Source organism: Bacteroides sp. D2 (assembly GCF_025147085.1).
Lineage (GTDB): Bacteria > Bacteroidota > Bacteroidia > Bacteroidales > Bacteroidaceae > Bacteroides.
Genome location: NZ_CP102261.1, coordinates 5,359,815 through 5,380,339, shown reverse-complemented (window position 1 = coordinate 5,380,339; position 20,525 = coordinate 5,359,815). Strand labels below are relative to the sequence as shown.

Annotated in this window: 19 protein-coding genes; 11 read left to right on the top strand and 8 right to left on the bottom strand. The window is 43.6% G+C overall.

What is annotated here, in order from left to right:
* Positions 1–149: 149 nt before the first annotated feature.
* Positions 150–620 carry a GNAT family N-acetyltransferase gene (locus NQ505_RS20180; protein ID WP_008998435.1) on the bottom strand — a complete coding sequence of 157 codons (471 nt, stop codon included), beginning with the start codon at positions 618–620 and terminating at the stop codon, positions 150–152.
* A gap of 21 nt (positions 621–641) precedes the next feature.
* Positions 642–1,808 carry a formate-dependent phosphoribosylglycinamide formyltransferase gene (purT, locus tag NQ505_RS20175; RefSeq protein ID WP_004303468.1) on the bottom strand — a complete coding sequence of 389 codons (1,167 nt, stop codon included), beginning with the start codon at positions 1,806–1,808 and terminating at the stop codon, positions 642–644.
* A gap of 676 nt (positions 1,809–2,484) precedes the next feature.
* Between purT and atpD the strand changes: the two genes are divergently transcribed.
* From atpD to NQ505_RS20125, 10 genes are all read left to right on the top strand, one after another.
* On the top strand, positions 2,485–4,005 hold the full coding sequence (gene atpD / locus NQ505_RS20170) for a F0F1 ATP synthase subunit beta (protein WP_008998434.1): 1,521 nt from the start codon (positions 2,485–2,487) through the stop codon (positions 4,003–4,005).
* A gap of 12 nt (positions 4,006–4,017) precedes the next feature.
* Positions 4,018–4,263, top strand: coding sequence for an ATP synthase F1 subunit epsilon (atpC, locus tag NQ505_RS20165; protein WP_004303467.1), 246 nt, complete (start codon positions 4,018–4,020; stop codon positions 4,261–4,263).
* Between the two features lie 83 nt (positions 4,264–4,346).
* The gene (locus NQ505_RS20160; RefSeq protein WP_004303466.1) at positions 4,347–4,781 is read left to right on the top strand and encodes a hypothetical protein; all 435 of its coding nucleotides are present in this window, start codon (positions 4,347–4,349) and stop codon (positions 4,779–4,781) included.
* Positions 4,765–5,907, top strand: a complete 1,143-nt coding sequence (gene atpB / locus NQ505_RS20155; protein ID WP_008998433.1) for a F0F1 ATP synthase subunit A — start codon at positions 4,765–4,767, stop codon at positions 5,905–5,907. The genes NQ505_RS20160 and atpB overlap by 17 nt, the downstream gene beginning before the upstream one ends.
* Positions 5,908–6,015: 108 nt before the next feature.
* Positions 6,016–6,273: an ATP synthase F0 subunit C gene (atpE, locus tag NQ505_RS20150; protein WP_004295758.1), complete on the top strand. Its 258-nt coding sequence runs from the start codon at positions 6,016–6,018 to the stop codon at positions 6,271–6,273.
* A 56-nt stretch (positions 6,274–6,329) separates the two neighbouring features.
* The gene (atpF, locus tag NQ505_RS20145) at positions 6,330–6,833 is read left to right on the top strand and encodes a F0F1 ATP synthase subunit B (protein WP_004295759.1); all 504 of its coding nucleotides are present in this window, start codon (positions 6,330–6,332) and stop codon (positions 6,831–6,833) included.
* Positions 6,834–6,838: 5 nt separating this feature from the next.
* Positions 6,839–7,399, top strand: a complete 561-nt coding sequence (locus tag NQ505_RS20140) for a F0F1 ATP synthase subunit delta (protein WP_008998432.1) — start codon at positions 6,839–6,841, stop codon at positions 7,397–7,399.
* A complete protein-coding gene (gene atpA, locus NQ505_RS20135) occupies positions 7,399–8,982 on the top strand; it encodes a F0F1 ATP synthase subunit alpha (RefSeq protein ID WP_008998431.1) in 1,584 nt (527 codons plus the stop codon). The genes NQ505_RS20140 and atpA overlap by 1 nt, the downstream gene beginning before the upstream one ends.
* A 61-nt stretch (positions 8,983–9,043) precedes the next feature.
* On the top strand, positions 9,044–9,940 hold the full coding sequence (locus NQ505_RS20130) for a F0F1 ATP synthase subunit gamma (protein ID WP_008998430.1): 897 nt from the start codon (positions 9,044–9,046) through the stop codon (positions 9,938–9,940).
* A gap of 584 nt (positions 9,941–10,524) precedes the next feature.
* Positions 10,525–13,122 carry a helix-turn-helix domain-containing protein gene (locus NQ505_RS20125; RefSeq protein ID WP_008998429.1) on the top strand — a complete coding sequence of 866 codons (2,598 nt, stop codon included), beginning with the start codon at positions 10,525–10,527 and terminating at the stop codon, positions 13,120–13,122.
* Positions 13,123–13,150: 28 nt separating this feature from the next.
* Here NQ505_RS20125 and NQ505_RS20120 read toward each other — a convergent pair whose 3' ends face one another.
* From NQ505_RS20120 to NQ505_RS20110, 3 genes are all read right to left on the bottom strand, one after another.
* Positions 13,151–13,771 (bottom strand): lysine exporter LysO family protein, encoded by a 621-nt coding sequence (locus NQ505_RS20120; RefSeq protein ID WP_004295766.1) that lies wholly within the window; start codon positions 13,769–13,771, stop codon positions 13,151–13,153.
* Positions 13,768–14,046 carry a LysO family transporter gene (locus NQ505_RS20115; protein ID WP_004303461.1) on the bottom strand — a complete coding sequence of 93 codons (279 nt, stop codon included), beginning with the start codon at positions 14,044–14,046 and terminating at the stop codon, positions 13,768–13,770. The genes NQ505_RS20120 and NQ505_RS20115 overlap by 4 nt, the downstream gene beginning before the upstream one ends.
* 402 nt (positions 14,047–14,448) lie before the next feature.
* Positions 14,449–15,360: an SDR family oxidoreductase gene (locus NQ505_RS20110; RefSeq protein WP_008998428.1), complete on the bottom strand. Its 912-nt coding sequence runs from the start codon at positions 15,358–15,360 to the stop codon at positions 14,449–14,451.
* Between the two features lie 138 nt (positions 15,361–15,498).
* Here NQ505_RS20110 and NQ505_RS20105 point away from each other — a divergent pair, with 138 nt between their 5' ends.
* A complete protein-coding gene (locus tag NQ505_RS20105; protein WP_008998427.1) occupies positions 15,499–16,668 on the top strand; it encodes an RtcB family protein in 1,170 nt (389 codons plus the stop codon).
* A gap of 271 nt (positions 16,669–16,939) precedes the next feature.
* On the opposite strand, the gene NQ505_RS20100 is transcribed toward NQ505_RS20105, so the two are convergent.
* From NQ505_RS20100 to NQ505_RS20090, 3 genes are all read right to left on the bottom strand, one after another.
* Positions 16,940–18,223 (bottom strand): clostripain-related cysteine peptidase, encoded by a 1,284-nt coding sequence (locus NQ505_RS20100; RefSeq protein WP_032853373.1) that lies wholly within the window; start codon positions 18,221–18,223, stop codon positions 16,940–16,942.
* Positions 18,224–18,608: 385 nt separating this feature from the next.
* Positions 18,609–19,508, bottom strand: coding sequence for a helix-turn-helix domain-containing protein (locus NQ505_RS20095; protein ID WP_008998425.1), 900 nt, complete (start codon positions 19,506–19,508; stop codon positions 18,609–18,611).
* Positions 19,509–19,538: 30 nt separating this feature from the next.
* A complete protein-coding gene (locus NQ505_RS20090) occupies positions 19,539–20,441 on the bottom strand; it encodes a helix-turn-helix domain-containing protein (RefSeq protein WP_004295775.1) in 903 nt (300 codons plus the stop codon).
* Positions 20,442–20,525 lie beyond the last annotated feature (84 nt).

Below are 20,525 nucleotides of genomic sequence, written 5' to 3'. Positions count from 1 at the left end.
TTTCATTTCATGAAGTTAAAAAGAAAAACTCCAGCTATGGTGACGGATAAAGTTACATTAGCTGGAGTTTTTCTTATATAAAATAAGACTTTCTTTATCTGCAAATGAGCTTTCTTCTATGTTTTCATCTTAGAAATGATTAGATGTGATTAACAGAGCTGCTTGCTCATCTTATAATTGGTGAGACACATTTGATTAGCTTTCCGCTTTTGCTCTTCATCGACCTGAAAACCTTGTTTTTCAAAAAATGGTTTTGCCGTGATGCTAACTTCCGATGTTAATCTTTTCGCACCTCTTTCTCGTGCATATGCTTCGAGATGCTTATACAAAGATGTTGCGACACCTTGATGCTGAAAGTCCTTGTGAACGAACAGTGTGTGCATATATCCGTCATCGTTTACAGAGCCAAAGCCTACAATCACGCCTTCTTCGTTTTTTGCAACCACATAATGTTGTTCTTCGAAAAGCTCATTCCAGTGTGACGTATCGTCTCCGCACGAAGCCCAATCTGCTACTTCTTCGGCTGTATAATCTTTTCGGTTCACAGTCAGAACTGTATGCTGATATAGCTCTTGCAGTGCTGGAATATCAGACAGGTTTACTTGGCGGATTTTATTCATCTTATCTCTGAATTTCTTGTATTAATGAACTTCTACTTTCTCTGCAATTCTCTTAGCCTTGTCGCGCAACGCATCCAAATCAGAATCAAGCGGAGCATAACAAAGTACCACACCCATACGGCGGTTGACACGTGTAAACGGTTTGCCGAAAATGCGGAGATAAGTATCTTCTTCTTTGGTCACTTCTTCTAGTCCGCGATATTGAGGACGTTCCTGGCTGGCAATCGGGGAAAGGATCACAGCGCTTGCGCCTATCCGTTCTTGTTTGATGCCGGGAATGGGCAGGCCGAGTACGGCACGCAGATGCAATTCAAATTCATTCAGGTTTTGTGTGCCCGCCAGTGTCACCATACCTGTGTCATGCGGACGAGGAGAGAGTTCGGAGAAATAGACTCCATTATCATGGCTTAGGAAGAACTCAACTCCCCAAAGTCCTGCACCTGTGAGGGCACGGGTTACTTTCTCCGCCATCTCTTCCGCTTCTTTCAAATGGGCGGGATCAATGTGTGCAGGCTGGAAACTTTCGCGGTAGTCGCCACCTTTCTGCACGTGTCCGATAGGAGGGCAGAAGAGGGTAGGGCCGTTCTTTTGGGTAACGGTGAGCAGGGTGATTTCGCTGTCGAACTTGATAAATTCTTCAATGATAAGTTCGCGAATATCGCCACGACTGCCGCTGCATCCGTATTCCCAGGCATGTTCGAGTTCGTCGGCACTCTTCACGAGCGATTGTCCTTTGCCGGAAGAAGACATCAATGGTTTAACGACACAAGGGAAACCGATTTTATCGGCAGCTTCTTTCAGTTCTTCCAGAGTTTTGGCATAGAAGTATTTGGCTGTTTTCAGTCCGAGTTCTTGGGCGGCAAGGTCGCGAATGGCTTTGCGGTTCATCGTGAAGTTCACGGCACGAGCGCTGGGAACTACCTGGATACCTTCTTTCTCGAAGTCGTATAAGCGTTCTGTACGGATGGCTTCAATCTCCGGAACGATGATGTCCGGGCGGTGTTTCTTCACCACGCGTTCCAGCTCTTCACCGTTCAGCATGTCGAATACTTCAAATTCATCGGCCACTTGCATAGCCGGTGCTCCTGCATAGGAGTCGCAAGCAATGATGTGCTGGCCTTTACGTTGAGCTGAAATTACAAATTCTTTTCCTAGTTCGCCGGAACCGAGTAACAGTATTTTCTTCATCATTTTGAGTGTTTTATATTAGTGGTGCAAAATTACAGCAAAAAAATGAGATAATAATTGTATGTGGCGTTATTATATTGCTCTTTTATGCAAATTGGGAACTTTATAAAGATGGATGTGAATCTTAATGCAAAAATGCGGAATATATAAGGAATAGAATAGATAGGAGAAAAACAGGAAATATGGCTTTAAACTTTCTTAAGGAAAGCATGAAAATAAGGACTTTTCTGTGTTCGAACACAAAACTAGTTGTTTTTGCCACTATTTCTTGTTTTTGCTAATCCATTGATTTTTAACAAAGAGATAGGAAACTCGATGGGTTAATTTAGTTTATTGATAGATTATTGCCCCCAAACTTGTTTTGCTATTGATTTGTAGCAGAAATTTGCCTGAATTGGTCAATCTGTAGTCATTGTAGGTCTAATAAGTGTTATCGAACGACAAATTATGAAAAAGGAAGCACAACGACACGGAATTGTTTCTACATTTGCGCAGTTGTTTCTTTAACTATTTCTAAGGACAGAAGTTTATGGGATATAGAAAATAGTTGAACAAAAACTGAACTCAACTGTTTATTATAATAATGAAATAGGTAAAACGCGAAAAATGTGCATTCCTTTCATATTATAAAGTCAAAAAGGAGAGAAAAGAATAATATAAATAAAAGAGATTGCTTATGTCACAGATTATCGGACATATCTCGCAGGTGATCGGCCCTGTGGTCGATGTGTACTTTGAGGGTACGGATGCAGAATTGGTGCTGCCAAGCATCCACGACGCACTGGAGATAAAGAGGCCAAACGGCAAAATACTGGTTGTAGAAGTTCAGCAACATATCGGCGAAAATACGGTGCGTACCGTAGCGATGGACAGTACTGACGGACTTCAGAGAGGCATGAAAGTGTATCCCACCGGAGGCCCGATCACGATGCCGATTGGCGAACAGATTAAAGGACGACTGATGAACGTAGTCGGTGATTCGATCGACGGTATGAAAGGACTCGACCGCAAAGGTGCATATTCCATTCATCGCGAACCCCCTAAGTTTGAGGATTTGACCACTGTGCAAGAGGTGCTCTTCACAGGTATCAAAGTGATCGACCTGCTCGAACCGTATGCCAAAGGTGGTAAAATCGGTTTGTTCGGCGGTGCCGGTGTAGGAAAGACTGTATTGATTCAGGAACTTATCAATAATATCGCCAAGAAACATAATGGATTCTCTGTATTTGCCGGAGTAGGTGAACGTACCCGTGAAGGTAACGACTTGCTGCGCGAAATGATTGAATCCGGTGTAATCCGTTACGGCGAAGCATTCAAAGAAGGAATGGAGAAAGGTCACTGGGATCTTTCGAAAGTGGATTATAACGAACTGGAGAAATCGCAAGTGTCTCTGATTTTCGGTCAGATGAACGAGCCTCCGGGCGCACGTGCCTCTGTGGCATTGTCCGGACTGACGGTGGCGGAATCTTTCCGCGACGCAGGAAAAGAAGGCGAGAAACGCGATATTCTGTTCTTTATTGATAATATCTTCCGTTTCACGCAAGCAGGTTCGGAAGTGTCCGCCCTTTTGGGACGTATGCCGTCCGCCGTTGGTTACCAGCCTACGTTGGCTACGGAAATGGGTGCGATGCAGGAACGTATCACGTCTACCCGCAAAGGTTCTATCACCTCCGTACAGGCGGTGTATGTGCCTGCCGATGACTTGACCGACCCGGCTCCTGCAACGACTTTCAGCCACTTGGATGCCACTACCGTGCTCGACCGTAAGATTACGGAGCTGGGTATTTATCCGGCGGTAGACCCGTTGGCTTCTACGTCACGTATCCTCGACCCGCACATTGTTGGCCAGGAACACTACGACATAGCGCAGCAGGTGAAACAAATTCTGCAACGTAACAAGGAATTGCAGGACATTATTTCCATCCTCGGTATGGAGGAACTTTCGGAAGAAGACAAGATGGTGGTGAACCGCGCCCGTCGCGTGCAGCGTTTCCTTTCACAACCGTTTGCCGTAGCCGAACAGTTTACAGGCGTTCCGGGTGTGATGGTGGGTATTGAAGACACTATCAAGGGATTCAAGATGATTCTGGAAGGAGAAGTGGATTATCTTCCCGAACAGGCTTTCTTGAATGTCGGAACCATTGAGGAGGCAATAGAGAAAGGTAAGAAATTGCTGGAACAGGCAGCAAAAAAATAAAAAGATAGCATGATGAAAGAACTGCATTTGAGTATAGTATCGCCCGAAAAGAGCATATTCGACGGAAATGTGAAGATTGTCACATTGCCGGGAATGATCGGTTCGTTTTCTATTCTCCCCGGGCATGCGCCCATTGTTTCGTCGTTGAAAGCGGGAACGTTGAGTTACACGACGATGGACGGAGAAGAGCACACGATGGATATTCAGGGCGGTTTTGTCGAAATGAGTGACGGTACGGTTTCCGCCTGTGTTTCCTGACGGAAGCTCCCCACCGGCACAAAGACTAAGCATCAAAAGATTGAAAAAAACGAGATTATAACCTTACAGAAAAACACAGTAACATGGTGAATATTAGTAAAACTAAACGGAATTTTATTTGGTGGCATACCTTATTTGCGGTAATTAGCGGGGCACTCGGAGCTGTCATTCTACACTTCGCTTTGCCGGGGCATTATTTCGGAGGGTATCCGTTTATTCCGATCTATTTTTACTTCTTCGGGCTGTTTAGCATTTATGCTTTCGACGCTTGCCGCCGGCATGCTCCACAGAGAATGTTACTGTTGTATCTGGCAACGAAGATGATAAAAATGATTCTTTCGCTGATTCTGGTATTGATTTATTGTCTTGCCGTTCGCGAAGAAGCCAGAGCCTTTCTGCTGACGTTTATCTTGTTCTATTTGATATATCTGGTATTCGAAACCTGGTTCTTCTTCTCTTTTGAGTTGAATCAGAAACGGAAAAAGAAAAATAAGAAGAAAAATGAAACAGTTGCATAACATAGTAGCTCCGTTGATTCTGTTCTGCCTCATGGCAGCAGTCAGCTTGCCGGTTCTTGCACAGGAACAGGAGGGGGAAGCGGTGTCACAACAGACGCAGGACGAGATTACTCCGAAAGAGGAACAGGAGAACACGGTGGATGTGAAAGAAATTGTGTTCGGTCATATCGGCGACTCCTACGAATGGCATATTACGACGTGGGGTAACACGCACATTACTATACCATTACCTATTATTGTTTATAGTAGTACTACAGGTTGGCACACGTTCCTTTCTTCCCGTCTCGAAGAGAATGGAGGGACTTATGAAGGACTTTCCATCGCTCCCGAAGGAAGTAAGTACGAGGGCAAACTGGTAGAGTATAATGCGGCAGGCGAACAGGTTCGCCCGTGGGATATTTCCATCACGAAAGTGACGTTTGCTTTGCTGTTCAACAGCGTGTTGTTGCTCATCATCGTATTGAGCGTGTCACACTGGTACAGAAAACGTCCGCAAGGAGCGAAAGCGCCGGGAGGATTTATCGGATTCATGGAGATGTTCATCATGATGGTGAACGACGATATTATCAAGAGTTGTGTAGGACCCAACTACCGGAAGTTTGCACCGTATCTGCTGACAGCGTTCTTTTTCATCTTTATCAATAATATGATGGGATTGATTCCGTTCTTCCCCGGAGGTGCGAACGTGACGGGAAATATCGCTATCACTATGGTGCTTGCAGTCTGCACGTTCCTGGCAGTGAATATCTTCGGTTCGAAACATTACTGGAAGGATATTTTCTGGCCTGATGTACCTTGGTGGCTGAAAGTGCCTATACCGATGATGCCATTCATCGAGTTCTTCGGAATCTTTACGAAACCGTTTGCTTTGATGATTCGTCTTTTTGCCAATATGCTGGCGGGACACATGGCGATGTTGGTGCTTACCTGCCTGATTTTTATCTCGGCAAGCATGGGGCCTGCACTGAACGGCACGCTGACGGTGGCTTCTGTATTGTTCAACATCTTTATGAATGCGCTTGAGTTGTTGGTTGCTTTCATCCAGGCTTACGTATTTACGATGTTGTCGGCAGTGTTTATCGGTCTGGCACAGGAAGGGGCCAAAGTGAAAACTGAAGAAGATTGAAATGAAACGCGGTGAAAACGTCGATAAAAAGAATACGGAATAAACGCGCGGAATGAATGATTAAATAATAAACAAGAGAAAATATAAACCATTTTAAAACTGAAAATTATGTTACTATCAGTATTGTTACAAGCCACTGCAGCAGCAGTAGGAGTTAGTAAATTAGGTGCAGCTATCGGTGCAGGTCTTGCAGTAATCGGAGCTGGTTTGGGTATTGGTAAGATTGGTGGTTCGGCAATGGAAGCAATCGCACGCCAGCCGGAAGCATCAGGGGACATCCGTATGAACATGATTATCGCCGCCGCCTTGATTGAAGGTGTGGCTCTGTTGGCGGTAGTAGTTTGTCTGTTGGTGTTCTTCCTCTAAAAGGGAGAACCCACCCCAGCTTTTAATTTATAGTCTTTAATTTTTAATTAAAAGATATGTCATTACTATTACCTGATAGTGGCCTGCTGTTCTGGATGTTTCTCTCATTCGGGATTGTGTTCGTGATATTGGCGAAATACGGCTTCCCCGTCATCATCAAGATGGTGGAGGGTCGTAAGACCTATATCGACCAGTCTTTGGAGGTGGCGAGAGAGGCTAATGCCCAGTTGTCTAAACTGAAAGAGGAAGGCGACGCATTGGTGGCTGCCGCCAACAAAGAACAAGGACGCATCTTGAGGGAAGCAATGGAAGAACGTGACAAGATTGTTCACGAGGCCCGTAAACAAGCCGAAATTGCCGCACAAAAAGAACTGGATGCGGTGAAACAACAAATCCAGATAGAGAAAGACGAAGCCATCCGCGACATCCGTCGCCAGGTAGCCGTGCTTTCTGTGGACATCGCCGAGAAAGTGCTCCGCAAGAGTCTTGAGGACAAGGAAGCACAGATGGGCATGATCGACCGTATGCTGGATGAAGTACTAACCCCGAATAAGAACTAAGGAAGATGGAAGTCGGAATACTCTCAATGCGTTATGCAAAAGCCATCATTGAATATGCACAGGAAAAAGGTCTGGAGGACAGGTTATATCAGGAGTTCCTGACGCTGTCGCACAGTTTTTGTGAACAGCCCGGTTTGCGCGAAGCACTTGATAACCCTGTCATCTCATTCAAAGAGAAGCTGGCACTGGTATGCACGGCTGCCGACGGTGACGGGAAATCGACCAGAGAGTTTGTCCGTTTTATCACTTTGGTACTGCGAAACAGGCGTGAAGGCTATCTGCAATTTATCAGCCTGATGTATTTGGATCTTTACCGGAAGTTGAAGCATATCGGAGTGGGTAAGCTCATTACAGCCGTTCCCGTCAATAAGGAAACGGAAAACCGGATTCGTTCCGCAGCAGAGCATATCTTGCACGCCCAGATGGAACTCGAAACGGTGATAGATCCTTCGATCGAAGGCGGATTTATCTTCGATGTCAACGACTACCGACTGGATGCAAGCGTTGCCACGCAGTTGAAGCGAGTGAAACAACAATTTATTGATAAGAATAGGAGAATTGTATAATGTCTGAAAATATAAAAGTAAGCGAAGTATCTGATATATTGCGCAAGCAGCTCGAAGGAATCAACGCCAATGTGCAACTTGACGAAATCGGTACGGTGCTCCAGGTGAGCGACGGCGTAGTGCGTATCTATGGATTGCGAAATGCCGAAGCCAATGAATTGCTGGAGTTTGACAATGGTATCAAAGCAATCGTGATGAACCTCGAAGAGGACAACGTGGGTGCTGTGCTGTTGGGTCCGACGGACAAGATCAAAGAGGGATTCGTCGTGAAGCGTACCAAACGTATCGCCTCCATCCGTGTAGGAGAGGGCATGCTGGGACGTGTGATCGACCCGCTGGGCGAACCGCTCGACGGCAAGGGGCTGATTGGCGGCGAACTGTATGATATGCCATTGGAACGGAAAGCTCCGGGGGTAATCTACCGTCAGCCTGTGAACCAACCGTTGCAGACGGGATTGAAGGCGGTAGACGCCATGATTCCTATCGGTCGCGGACAGCGTGAGTTGATTATCGGCGACCGCCAGACGGGAAAGACTGCCATCGCTATTGATACGATTATCAACCAGCGCAGTAACTTCCTGGCAGGTGATCCTGTATATTGTATTTATGTGGCTATCGGTCAGAAGGGTTCTACCGTTGCTTCTATCGTTAATACGCTTCGTGAGTACGGAGCACTGGACTACACGATTGTGGTGGCTGCTACGGCTGGTGATCCGGCTGCATTGCAGTATTACGCTCCTTTTGCGGGTGCTGCCATTGGCGAGTATTTCCGTGATACCGGTCGTCATGCATTGGTGGTTTATGATGACCTTTCCAAGCAGGCGGTAGCTTATCGTGAGGTTTCTCTGATTCTTCGCCGTCCGTCAGGTCGTGAGGCTTATCCGGGTGATATCTTCTATCTGCACTCCCGTCTGTTGGAACGTGCTGCCAAGATTATCAGTCAGGAGGAAGTGGCTCGCGAAATGAACGATCTTCCGGAAAGTCTGAAGGGAATTGTCAAAGGCGGTGGTTCTCTCACGGCATTGCCTATCATCGAAACGCAGGCTGGTGACGTATCGGCTTATATCCCGACGAACGTGATTTCTATCACCGACGGACAGATATTCCTCGAAACTGACTTGTTCAACCAGGGTACGCGTCCGGCTATCAACGTCGGTATCTCTGTATCCCGTGTAGGTGGTAACGCGCAGATTAAGGCTATGAAAAAAGTGGCGGGAACATTGAAGATCGACCAGGCACAGTATCGTGAACTGGAAGCGTTCTCTAAGTTCAGCAGCGACATGGACCCGATTACCGCATTGACGATTGACAAGGGACGTAAGAACGGCCAGCTGTTGATTCAGCCTCAATACAGCCCGATGCCCGTAGAACAGCAGATTGCTATTCTCTACTGTGGTACACACGGACTGCTCCATGATGTTCCTCTGGATAAGGTGCAGGACTTTGAACGTAGCTTCATCGAATCGCTGCAACTGAATCATCAGGAGGATGTATTGGATGTATTGAAAACGGGTGTGATTGATGATAATGTGATTAAGGCTATTGAAGAGACTGCCGCCATGGTCACTAAACAATTTATCTAATTGGCTTTTTTATAAATCAGATCGCCCTTTAATTTTTAATTATTAATTTTTAATTATCACTATGGCTTCACTGAAAGAAGTAAAAACCAGAATAAATTCGGTCAAGAGTACCCGAAAAATCACTTCAGCAATGAAGATGGTGGCTTCTGCCAAATTACACAAGGCACAAGGAGCCATTGAGAATATGCTGCCTTATCAGAAGAAGTTGAACAAGATTCTGACTAACTTCCTAAGCGCGGACCTGCCTATCGAATCTCCTTATGTGCAGGAGCGTGAAGTGAAGCGTGTAGCAATCGTTGTTTTTTCTTCGAACACTTCTCTTTGTGGTGCTTTCAACGCCAACGTCATCAAAATGATGATGCAGACTATCGGGGAATTCCGTACTTTAGGACAGGATAATATCTTGATATTCCCGGTAGGCAAGAAGGTGGATGAAGCCGCCAAACGGATGGGTTTTAAACCGCAGGAGGTTTCTCCAACGCTTTCCGACAAACCAACGTATCAGGAGGCTGCCGAACTGGCTCACCGACTGATGGATATGTATGTAGCAGGCGAAGTAGACCGTGTGGAAATAATCTATCATCATTTCAAATCAATGGGGGTACAGATCCTTCTCCGTGAGACGTATCTCCCCATTAATCTGACGAACGTGGTTAGCGAAGAGGACAGAAAGAAAGAGGAAGAGGCACAGGAGCACGAGATTGCCAATGATTATATCATCGAACCGAACGCGGAGGAATTAATCGCGAGCTTAATCCCCACTGTATTGAGCCAGAAGATTTTTACCGCCGCTGTCGACTCTAATGCTTCGGAACATGCTGCACGTACGCTGGCTATGCAAGTGGCTACGGACAATGCAAATGAGCTGATTCAGGATTTGACGAAGCAATACAACAAGACTCGTCAGCAGGCGATTACAAATGAATTGCTGGATATTGTAGGGGGATCCATGAAGTAATTAATCATCTTTCTTTTGTCTTGAAACAAAAGAAAGAAGCAAAGAAAAATTCAAGGCTGACTTTTTTCTCCTACTCGCTTCCTTCACTTCGCTAAAGGGCAGAAACTCGCTACGCTCAAACAGTCTGCCCTTCTTAACGCTCCGTTACGGGCGCTCGCCTGACGGAGAAAAAAGTAGGCCGGGGAAGCTGGCGGGGTGGGCGTTGCTGCTGGTATTGTGGGGTAGGTTTGCGGGGAAGCTGTTCTGGATGGAGGTGCGGGGAAGCCGTGCGATATGCTTGGTATTGTTTTGGTGAGCCGCTGTTATATCGTTTATAGTTTTATTATATATTGTTCTGCTTTGCTATATTGAGTCGTATAACGTCTGCGGCTTTTATATGGCAAAGCTTTTTTTGAACTTTTCATAAGTCTCTTTATATTATATAGGCTATATCGGTTATCATTCTGTTGGCCTTTTATTCTATTAAGCTTTCCACATTGTAAGGCTTCCACACGTGCCTTGATTCTTTCTTTTTGGTTCTTTTTCTTTCGTATCAAGACGAAAGAAAAAGAATATTCAGTAACTTTACCGAAAATTGGAAAAGCATGGAAAATAATCCGGAACTGCAGCTTGCTTGGCAGTTCATTGAAAATACAGGCACCCATTTATTTCTTACCGGAAAAGCTGGAACCGGGAAAACGACATTTCTTAGACGATTGAAAGAACATACGCCCAAACGCATGGTCGTATTGGCTCCGACAGGGATTGCAGCTATCAATGCGGGAGGCGTAACGATTCATTCTTTCTTTCAGTTGTCTTTTGCTCCTTTTGTGCCCGAAACTACTTTTAATTCTTCCCAGACGCATTATCGTTATAGTAAAGAAAAGCGGAATATCATCCGTAGTATGGATTTGCTGGTTATTGATGAGATCAGTATGGTGCGTGCTGATTTGTTGGATGCGGTGGATGCAACTCTGCGGAGGTATCGCGATAGGGAGAAACCTTTTGGTGGGGTGCAGCTGTTGATGATTGGAGATTTGCAACAGCTGGCGCCTGTCGTGAAAGACAATGAGTGGGAGTTGTTGAGAAAGCATTATGAGACTCCTTATTTCTTTGCAAGTCATGCATTGAAAGAAACGGCATATATGACGATTGAACTCAAGAAAGTATATCGTCAGAGTGATACGTTCTTCCTTTCTTTATTAAATAAAATTCGGGAGAATAAGGCGGATGATGAAGTGTTGAATGAACTGAACCGTCGTTATCAGCCCGGCTTTCAGCCGCAAAAAGAAGAGGGATATATTCGTCTGACAACACATAATAATCAGGCACAGAGGGTTAATGATCGCGAATTGGCATCGTTGCCCGGCAAGGCGTATCATTTTAGTGCCGAGATAGAGGGGGATTTTCCAGAATATTCGTATCCTGCGGATAAACTTCTGACAATTAAGGAGGGAGCACAGATTATGTTCCTGAAGAATGATCCATCGTCCGAGAAACGATATTATAACGGTATGATTGGTGAGGTGGTCGCGGTTAATGAAACGGGTATTGTGGTGCGTGGTAAAGGGGATCGATCCGAATTTCAGTTGTTGCCGGAAGAGTGGGGGAATTATAAGTATGTGTTGAATGAGGAGACGAAGGAAATCACTGAAGTGATAGAGGGGACGTTCCGCCAGTATCCTATTCGTTTGGCGTGGGCTATTACGATACATAAGAGCCAGGGTTTGACGTTTGAACGTGCTATTATTGATGCACGGAATTCCTTTGCACATGGGCAAACTTATGTGGCTTTGAGTCGTTGCAAGACGCTGGAGGGTATGGTGTTGGAGTCTCCTTTGCGCAGGGAAGCCATAATAAGTGATGCTACGGTGGATAATTTCACCAAAGCGGTGGAGCAAAATAAGCCGGGCAGCCAGCAGTTGAATGATATGCAAAAGGCGTATTTCTTTGATTTGTTGAGTGATTTGTTTAATTTCTATTCAATCGATCAGGCTTATAAACGGTTGCTTCGTCTTATGGATGAGGATTTGTATAAGCTCTTTCCGAAGCAGTTGGCTGAATATAAGGCGTTGGCTCCCCATGTTAAAGAGAAGATTGTGGAGGTGTCTCAACGTTTCCGCAATCAGTATACCCGGTTGATACATGAGAGTGAGGATTATGCGGCGAATGAGGAGTTACAGGAGCGGATTCGTTCCGGTGCCGGATATTTTCATAAGGAGTTGGAACCGGTTCGGGCTTTGTATGATAAGACTAATATGCCTCTTGATAATAAAGAGTTGAGAAAGCTGTTGGCAGAGCGTATGCAGGCGCTGGATGATGCGTTGTGGATTAAGGAGTCTCTGTTGGAAGCTGTGTCTACAAGAGGGAGGTTTGCCATTACGGATTATTTGAAGTTGAAGGCTAAAGTAATGTTGAGCCTTGAAGATGATTCTACGTCTTCCGGTTCTTCGAAGGCTTTGAAGGAGAAGAAAGAACGTAAGGAACGGAAAGAGCGTACACGCAGTGCTGAAAAGGTAAAGGTGGAGGTTCCTACGGATATTCTGCATCCGGAGCTTTATCGTGCCCTGTCTGAATGGAGAACAGCCAAAACAAGGGAGATGAATGTCCCTGCTTATGTGATTATGCAACAGAAAGCATTGATGGGAATTGTGAATCTGCTACCGGATAGTCCAAGAGCTTTGGAGGCGATACCTTATTTTGGAGCGAAAGGAGTAGAGAGATACGGGCTTGAGATTCTGGGTATTATCCGCAAGTATATGGCGGAGAATCAATTGGAGAGGCCGGAGATAACGGATATGTTAATCTCCTCCGGTAATAGCGATGATACGGTAAGGCAACGAAAGACGAAGTTGCAGAAAGAGGCAGAGAAACAGGAGAAGGAGGCGGAGAAGGAGAAAGAGAAGGAGGCGAAGAAAGATACGAAGTTGGTTAGCTATGAAATGTTCCGTCAGGGAATGAATATAGATGAAATAGCCAAGGCTCGTGATTTGGTATCCGGAACCATTGCCGGACATCTGGAGCATTATGTCCGTTCGGGAAAGATCAAAGTGGAGCAGGTGGTGAAAGCTGAAAATATAGCGAAGATTCGCAAGTATTTGGATGAACATGAATACATGGGAATATTCGCTATAAAGGTAGCATTAGGAGACGCTGTCTCCTATGCTGATATCAAGTTTGTATTGGCTGTTTCCGGGCATTAATAAATAAGGTTATTATTCCCGGACAGGGTTAAAGATTACAGAAGAAAGAAACGAAAACGGGAACGCTGATGTCAATCAGAATGCCGTGCAGGATGGCGATGGGAATCATTTCTTTTCCTGAATATCTGGTGATGGAAGGCAGCAGTACATCCATCGAGTTGACTCCTGCTGCTGAAATAGGAGCGAGTTTCCCGAAGTACTTCTTGATGATCGGAGTACCAAGAAGTGCCATCATCTCACGGAAAATATTAGTCAGTAGGGCAATGGTTCCCAGTTCCGTAGCCAGTTGCAGTCCGATGGAGGGTTCTTTGAACTGGGTGATAAGGATGGAAGAGAGTGAATAGTAGGCAAATCCACTTCCCACTGCCATACAGTCGAACACGCTCCATTGACGCAATAGCAAACTTGCCAGGGCGGAGAATAACAGCGTACCGATAATTGTTCCCAATGGAATCAGCAACATTTTAGGGTGCAAATGTGAAACAATGGCTTTCAGGTTCTTATTGGAACCGATGCTGATTCCTACTTGTAGCATTAATGCATAAAGTATGTACATGGAAACTGTGTGTGTATCGAACTCGAACTTATTGAAAGCTCCCATGATACAGCCTACACAAAAGAATACTATAACGATCAGACTTCCTTTCATTGTTCGCCTCCTTTCCTGAAAAATAATTGTAGTACCAAACGGGCAGCAATCAGGCTTCCCAATACACCGGACACAGCAAGAACAATGGCTTGCCATCCGAACTTACCAAGATTGTTCACAATCAGGCTATTAGAACCGATAGATACACCGAGAATAAAGAGCAACAGGAATATTGTAAGAGAAATTGTCTTTTCTGTCTTCTGCAGAATACTCCAGTTACGCAATACATAGCCGATGCCGATTCCTAAAAACATGGTAGATATAATAGAGAACATAATTGTATATATTTTGGGTTAGGTTAAACTGATGATTGACAACATACAAAAGAATTTTCAAAGAAGATGTTACATCTGCTTGAAAATCAGAAAGGAATACTGCTGTGACTAACAAAACAAGTCAGCAGGTAATTCCTGTAAAGAAATAGTTGGGAAATTTAGATGAATCCACTGAACCAATGCACATGCACGCAACAGGACTTACAGAAAATTGGTATTCCTGCAAGAAAAAGAGTAGCGTTATGTAATTGTAATGTTTGATTCATCATTGGTCTTTTTTGAATTTGGTGCAAAGATAGTTATTTATTGCATATTTTCAAAATAAATATGCAATAAATGAAGAGAAAGGAATATCCGGAACGAGATAGATGGTTGTAAAAAGTTGGTTATGTGCTCTTTCCCTTATAAATTATTCCAGTTCGCAAGAATCTCTTTTAACTTTTGGGGCCTGTATCCGAGCATTGTCCGGGCTTTATCAATACTCATCCCACTGAAGCGGGGACGGGGAGTGCTTTCATTCATTTCTTCTGTGGTGGCAGGATGGATAAGAGAACGGTCGAGTTTCATACAATCTGCTACCTGATAGGCAATCTCTGCAATGGTTATACATTCGTCGCCACAGATGTGGAAGATGCCATTCGTCGTATGTTCTATTAAACGTTGTACTCCATCCGAAACATCTCCAACATAGGTTGGTGTCCGCCATTGATCGGATACGACACGTATTTCTTGTCCGGCTTTCAAACGGTTCATTACCAGCTGCACAATATTACCGTGTTGTCCCGGCAGTGCCTTGCCATAAACGATTTCTACACGGACAATGGCATAACTGCTGCAAGTTTCTGCCACTCTCTCTTCTCCTTTCCATTTGGTATATCCGTAGTAGTTGACCGGAGCGGGGAGATCTTCTTCTGTATATAACAGCCCGGCAGCTTCGTTTATCTTTCCATCAAAAACAAAGTCCGTGGATAAATGAATGAACCGGCTTTTGTATTCTTCGCATAAATCGGCTAGTTGGCCCACTGCGGTAACATTGGTAAGATAGGCTTCTTCGTGATGCGTTTCGCAATAGTCCGGCACGGACAGGGCGGAGCAATTAATGACTACATCGGGTTGAACCTCTTCGAAGAGATGCTTAACGTCCGCTTCATTCCGGATATCTGTTTCGATGAAACGATAATCCTCCGCGTTATTGGGAAGAATATCCGGATGCAGGGAGCAGCCCGTCACCTTGTATTGTTTACAAGCAGACAAATCGTTTAAAATCTGGCGTCCGGTGAATCCGTTGGCACCGATAATTAATATCTTCTTCATTAGGTTCTATATATAGATGTTATAGATTATTTCTACAAAAATAAAAAATAATATCAACTACGCAAATAGATTTCGTACTTCCCTTCTTACTTTGCTCCCGATAACGAGATTTATATGAATTGATAAAAGAAAAAATGTATGGAAAAAGTAATTATGGGAACACGTTTACCCGCTAAACTTTGGTTGGATGAAGTAGAGGACTCTTGTATGTCGCAGATCATGGATTTGACTTCACTGCCTTTTGCATTTAAACATATTGCCATCATGCCTGATGCGCATGCAGGAAAAGGAATGCCTATTGGCGGTGTGTTGGCTACCAATGGCGTGATTGTTCCCAATGCTGTGGGAGTGGATATCGGTTGTGGTATGTGTGCGATTAAGACAAATCTAAAAGCGGAAGATTTTAGTTATACGGATTTGACTTCCATTATGTCGAAGATTCGTGCAGTTGTTCCTTTGGGATTCGATCATCAGAATAAAAAGCAGGATCAGGAATTGCTTCCGCAAGGATTCGACTTTGAAGAGATGCCTGTTTTGAAGAATCAGTACGAGGCTTGTTTGAAGCAGATAGGAACCTTGGGAGGAGGAAATCACTTTATAGAGATTCAGAAAGATACAGAGACATCTGACGTTTGGGTGATGATTCACTCCGGAAGCCGTAACATTGGTTTGAAGGTTGCCAATCACTATAATAAGATTGCACAGTATTGGAATGAGAAATGGTATTCTGCAATGGTACCGGGACTGGCTTACCTGCCAATGGAGACACAGATGGCAAAGGATTATTTCCGTGAAATGAATTATTGTGTGGCTTTTGCCTTTGCCAACCGTCAGTTGATGATGAACCGTATCTGTGAATCTATTCAGGCGGTGAAACCTGAAACGGACTTTGAGCCTATGATTAATATTGCCCATAACTATGCCGCTTGGGAGAATCACTTCGATCAGGATGTGATTGTACACCGAAAAGGTGCTACGCGTGCCTATGAGGGTGAGATTGGTATTATCCCCGGATCTATGGGTACTAAATCCTATATTGTTGAGGGACTGGGTAACCCGGAGAGTTTCAAAAGCTGTTCGCATGGTGCAGGTCGATTAATGGGAAGAAAGGATGCCTGTCGCCGTTTGTCACTGGATGAAGAGAAAGAGAGAATGGATCAGCAAGGTATCATTCACGGACTTCGTTCGCAGAACGAACTGGATGAAGCACCGGGAGCTTATAAAGATATTGCACAAGTGATAGCGAATGAGCGGGACTTGGTGAAACCGTTGGTGGAGCTGGCTCCAATGGCGGTGATTAAGGGATAATGTCATGCCATGTTAAAGGAGTATCTAGCGTATGGACATAAAAAAAGGAGCAACGCCTTGCTCCAACCTTTGTTAACCTTAAATCTAATACTATGAAAAACACAGTGCAAAGATACGCACTTCTGGTAACTTTGCAAATAATCCAAGAAAAAAAGTATGTTTTATAACATTGATTAAGAATTGGTTTTCTCGATTCAATTTTTATTAAGAGATTTGACAGACCACATGCAGAGAATTAACTCTCTACCACCGTATACTTCTTAGAGTAGATTTAATGAGTGGCGATATACCACGCTGTTTCGTTCTTTTTTGAAGCACCCGGATTAGTGCTTGGGTCGGAAATCGTGATTCCGGAGAAAGTATTGATATCAATTCTTTCTCCATAGTAGGAGGAAGAGATTGCTGTAAAATACTGTTTGGTATTCCTTTTAAAGGGTACAGTGCGTTTCAGCTGCTCGTTGAATTGTTCTAATAGATCCGGATCGGAACATAGTTTGGAAACGTAATCACCGTAATCAAAGAATATGGTAGGCGTATATCCGTCTAATCTTTGTAATTCGCCCGTTAATTCTTCGTTAAACGTATAACGCTGATTTATTTCTTTCATAATAGCCGCCAGGTTGTCCAATTCCGAGCAATCAGTAACACCGATTGTTCCGCAGGGAGTCACATAATTTGAATAAAAAGAATAGAAACCGTCACAGACCTTTTCGTAATCTATATTTCCGATTAAGTACTGGCCTATCTTGTCGTATGGCATCCCATAGGCCATTATTTCACTTGTAGAAGCTATCAAGTGGCTTGTTACGTTTTTAAGGTCATAGGCAACCTCTACCGTAGACATATAGCAGTCATCGAAAAGTATATATTCCATCTTTAGGCCCGCGTTCGAAATACCTCCGGCAAGCGTAGTAATATCAGTTTGATATTTCGTTTGTGTTCCTCCAAAAAAACGTGTCATCGGTGCATGTTCATACTCCCAGTGCTTTTTACTAATCTGCAAGCTGCTGCGTGAAACTGCTCTCGATACAGGTATCCATCCCATTCCGTGGCATCCGATAATCATTGCATATCGTTTGGCGGGAGCATAGGTTTGTACATCGTTCAAAATAGAAGTGATGCCCTCTGCAGTTGTATAGGTAGGATCCGGATAATCGTAGTTTTTTAAAGTCTTCTGTACACCTTTGCCATTCTCATAGACAAGTTCGGAGAGAGTGGCTTTGGTGGCCGATGTACATATAAATACGATCACCCGTTCATTCTTCAATATATTGTTTCCGATGATACTTTTCAAATCGGCAATGTTCTGATAGAAAAAAGAAGTGAGATTGTTCGACCAGGGTAGATACATGAACACCGTCTGTTCATTATTCGAACGAACAACAGGATCAGTCGGATCGGGATCTGTCGGATCAGTAGTTGAGTCATCCGTTTGCCTTGTAGTTGGAGAGGTAGCAACAGGATCCTCTTTCTCACATGAAATCATGCCAAAAGAAAGAAATAATACAAAGAGGATTGATTTCATCAGACGATAATATGGTTGCATTGTTTCCATTATTCTACAAGGATTAAATTATCTTTTTATATGTAACGTAAAAAGAGAACCTTTTGATCTGTCTTATCGAGACATAATTGACATCTCTCTTTTTGCAAAGTTATTGAAAAATAGCGTAATTCCTATACTATCATGAATAAGAAAAAGAGGAGAGCTTACGTATAGACATAAAAAAAGGAGCAACGCCTTGCTCCAACCTTTGTTAACCTTAAATCTAATACTATGAAAAACACATTGCAAAGATACGGACTATTGCGAAATTAGCAAATATTCCAAGAAAAAAAGTATGTTTCATAACATAGATTAAGAATTTGATATTCCAATTCAAATTTTATTAAGACTTTTTGATTGCTTTATCTTCCTCTAATCCCTTTGACATATACTTTCAATTAGGTATCCTGAAATCATTCGGAGAACAACCTGTGATTTTCTTAAATAACCGGCTGAAATACTGTGGATTCTGAAAACCCAGCTCTTGCGTTATCTGATTGATTGTTTTATCAGTATTCACCAACCAATCTTTGGCAATCTCGAAGCGTTTGAACTCGATATACTCTTTAAATGATTTCCCCGTTTCATACTTCAGTAAGTCGTTGAAATATTCAGGAGACAAATGAAGCCGGTTCGCACAATACTTATGTGAAAGTATATCGACAGTCGATACCTGTTTCGTTTCAAAATGGTTATTTATGATTTTATCGAATTGTTTGATAATCGTTTTATTCGCTTCATTACGTGTAATGAATTGGCGTTCGTAGAAACGGATACAGTAATCCAGCAATAGTTCTATATACTTGGAAACTATCTTCTTGCTATGTCGGTCAATGCAACGTTCGAGTTCCTGGTTTATTTTATCCATAAACTCCAGAATGATTTGCTTCTCGCGCAAAGATATATGTAATGCTTCTTCAGGCAGATAAGAGAAGAAAGTATAGTTATGTATATTAAGTCCGAGCGGAGTGCCACAAATCAGATCGGGATGAAAAGCCAATATCCATCCTTTGGAAGGAAAATTCTTACTGTTTTCCTTCATATTGATAGACTCTCCGGGACTAAGGAAGAGCAAAGTACCATCCGAAAAATCATAATACTGGTGACCATACATATACGCTTCACATTTACACTCACTCAATAGAATCGTATAAAAGTCGAACTTGATGCCCGTATGAGCTGACAAGTCAGCCTTTGAGAGATCGATGACACTTACCAGCGGGTGTAGTGTCTTACTCCCCAGGCAACAATTGCATTGATGCACGGTTCCTATTTTGAGTACTTTATCTCCCATGATGTTGAGACTCCTGTATCTAAAATACGTCTAGTTTTTTTGTTTATATTCGTTCGGGGTGCAGCCGACATGCTTTTTAAATAACCGGCTGAAGTGCTGTGGATATTGAAATCCCAGTTCATAAGCTACCTGGCTGACAGTTTGAACACCTTCCAGTATTCTTTCTTTGGCCAGTTCGATAATCCGGCACTGGATATATTCCTGTGCAGTTTTTCCGGTTTCCTTCTTTATCAGGTCCCCGAAATAATTAGGAGAGAGGCATGCCTTGTCTGCAAAGTATTTCACGGATGGCAGTCCTTCGGTCATTGCCACCTGATTTTGGAAATATTCGTCCAGTAATTGCTCGAATTTAACGACTATATCTTTATTCGCCTGATTGCGTGTAATGAACTGCCGTTCGTAGAAACGCATACAGTAATCCAATAGCAGTTCGATATTCCGTACGATAAGTTGCTTGCTATGCTTGTCGATAGTATGCTCCAGTTCGAGCCGGATTTTATGTATGCAATCGGTTACGATTTCTCTTTCCTGATCTGAAAGATGCAATGCCTCATTTACCTCGTAAGAGAAAAAAGTATAGTTTTTGATATTCTGTCCTAATGAAGTTCCACGGATTAAATCGGGGTGGAATAAAACCCCAATCGACTTGGTACGGGGAGCCGTTCGGTTACGGTTGTCTATTCCGCTCACTTGTCCCGGTGCCATACAGACAACCGTTCCTTCCTGATAATCGTAATTCTTACGTCCGTATGTGAGATCCCCGCATTTGGCATCTTTCAGGAACAGACAATAGAATCCGATGTTCATACGGATATACTCAACCGACTTGGTAGCTTTTGAGAAGTCGATTACATTAACTAAAGGGTGCAATGTCTCCAGTCCAAACAACTGGTCATACTGATCGACGGTTTCAATTTTTGTTATTTCATCCATATGCTTTGTTATTAATCTGATACAAAGATAAAACATTTGGAGGTATCTTTTTTATTTCATACCTCAAATCAGTAATAAGGGTAC

Bases quoted from the DNA above. Each gene is read 5' to 3' on its own strand.
- atpB (WP_008998433.1), top strand. From the start codon at position 4,765: ATGAAACAGTTGCATAACATAGTAGCTCCGTTGATTCTGTTCTGCCTC.
- NQ505_RS20180 (WP_008998435.1), bottom strand. From the start codon at position 620: ATGAATAAAATCCGCCAAGTAAACCTGTCTGATATTCCAGCACTGCAA.
- NQ505_RS20090 (WP_004295775.1), bottom strand. From the start codon at position 20,441: ATGGATGAAATAACAAAAATTGAAACCGTCGATCAGTATGACCAGTTG.
- NQ505_RS20110 (WP_008998428.1), bottom strand. From the start codon at position 15,360: ATGAAGAAGATATTAATTATCGGTGCCAACGGATTCACCGGACGCCAG.
- NQ505_RS20115 (WP_004303461.1), bottom strand. From the start codon at position 14,046: ATGTTCTCTATTATATCTACCATGTTTTTAGGAATCGGCATCGGCTAT.
- atpA (WP_008998431.1), top strand. From the start codon at position 7,399: ATGTCTGAAAATATAAAAGTAAGCGAAGTATCTGATATATTGCGCAAG.
- atpD (WP_008998434.1), top strand. From the start codon at position 2,485: ATGTCACAGATTATCGGACATATCTCGCAGGTGATCGGCCCTGTGGTC.
- atpF (WP_004295759.1), top strand. From the start codon at position 6,330: ATGTCATTACTATTACCTGATAGTGGCCTGCTGTTCTGGATGTTTCTC.
- NQ505_RS20095 (WP_008998425.1), bottom strand. From the start codon at position 19,508: ATGGGAGATAAAGTACTCAAAATAGGAACCGTGCATCAATGCAATTGT.
- NQ505_RS20120 (WP_004295766.1), bottom strand. From the start codon at position 13,771: ATGAAAGGAAGTCTGATCGTTATAGTATTCTTTTGTGTAGGCTGTATC.
- NQ505_RS20105 (WP_008998427.1), top strand. From the start codon at position 15,499: ATGGAAAAAGTAATTATGGGAACACGTTTACCCGCTAAACTTTGGTTG.
- NQ505_RS20140 (WP_008998432.1), top strand. From the start codon at position 6,839: ATGGAAGTCGGAATACTCTCAATGCGTTATGCAAAAGCCATCATTGAA.
- NQ505_RS20100 (WP_032853373.1), bottom strand. From the start codon at position 18,223: ATGGAAACAATGCAACCATATTATCGTCTGATGAAATCAATCCTCTTT.
- NQ505_RS20125 (WP_008998429.1), top strand. From the start codon at position 10,525: ATGGAAAATAATCCGGAACTGCAGCTTGCTTGGCAGTTCATTGAAAAT.
- atpE (WP_004295758.1), top strand. From the start codon at position 6,016: ATGTTACTATCAGTATTGTTACAAGCCACTGCAGCAGCAGTAGGAGTT.
- atpC (WP_004303467.1), top strand. From the start codon at position 4,018: ATGAAAGAACTGCATTTGAGTATAGTATCGCCCGAAAAGAGCATATTC.
- NQ505_RS20160 (WP_004303466.1), top strand. From the start codon at position 4,347: ATGGTGAATATTAGTAAAACTAAACGGAATTTTATTTGGTGGCATACC.
- NQ505_RS20130 (WP_008998430.1), top strand. From the start codon at position 9,044: ATGGCTTCACTGAAAGAAGTAAAAACCAGAATAAATTCGGTCAAGAGT.
- purT (WP_004303468.1), bottom strand. From the start codon at position 1,808: ATGAAGAAAATACTGTTACTCGGTTCCGGCGAACTAGGAAAAGAATTT.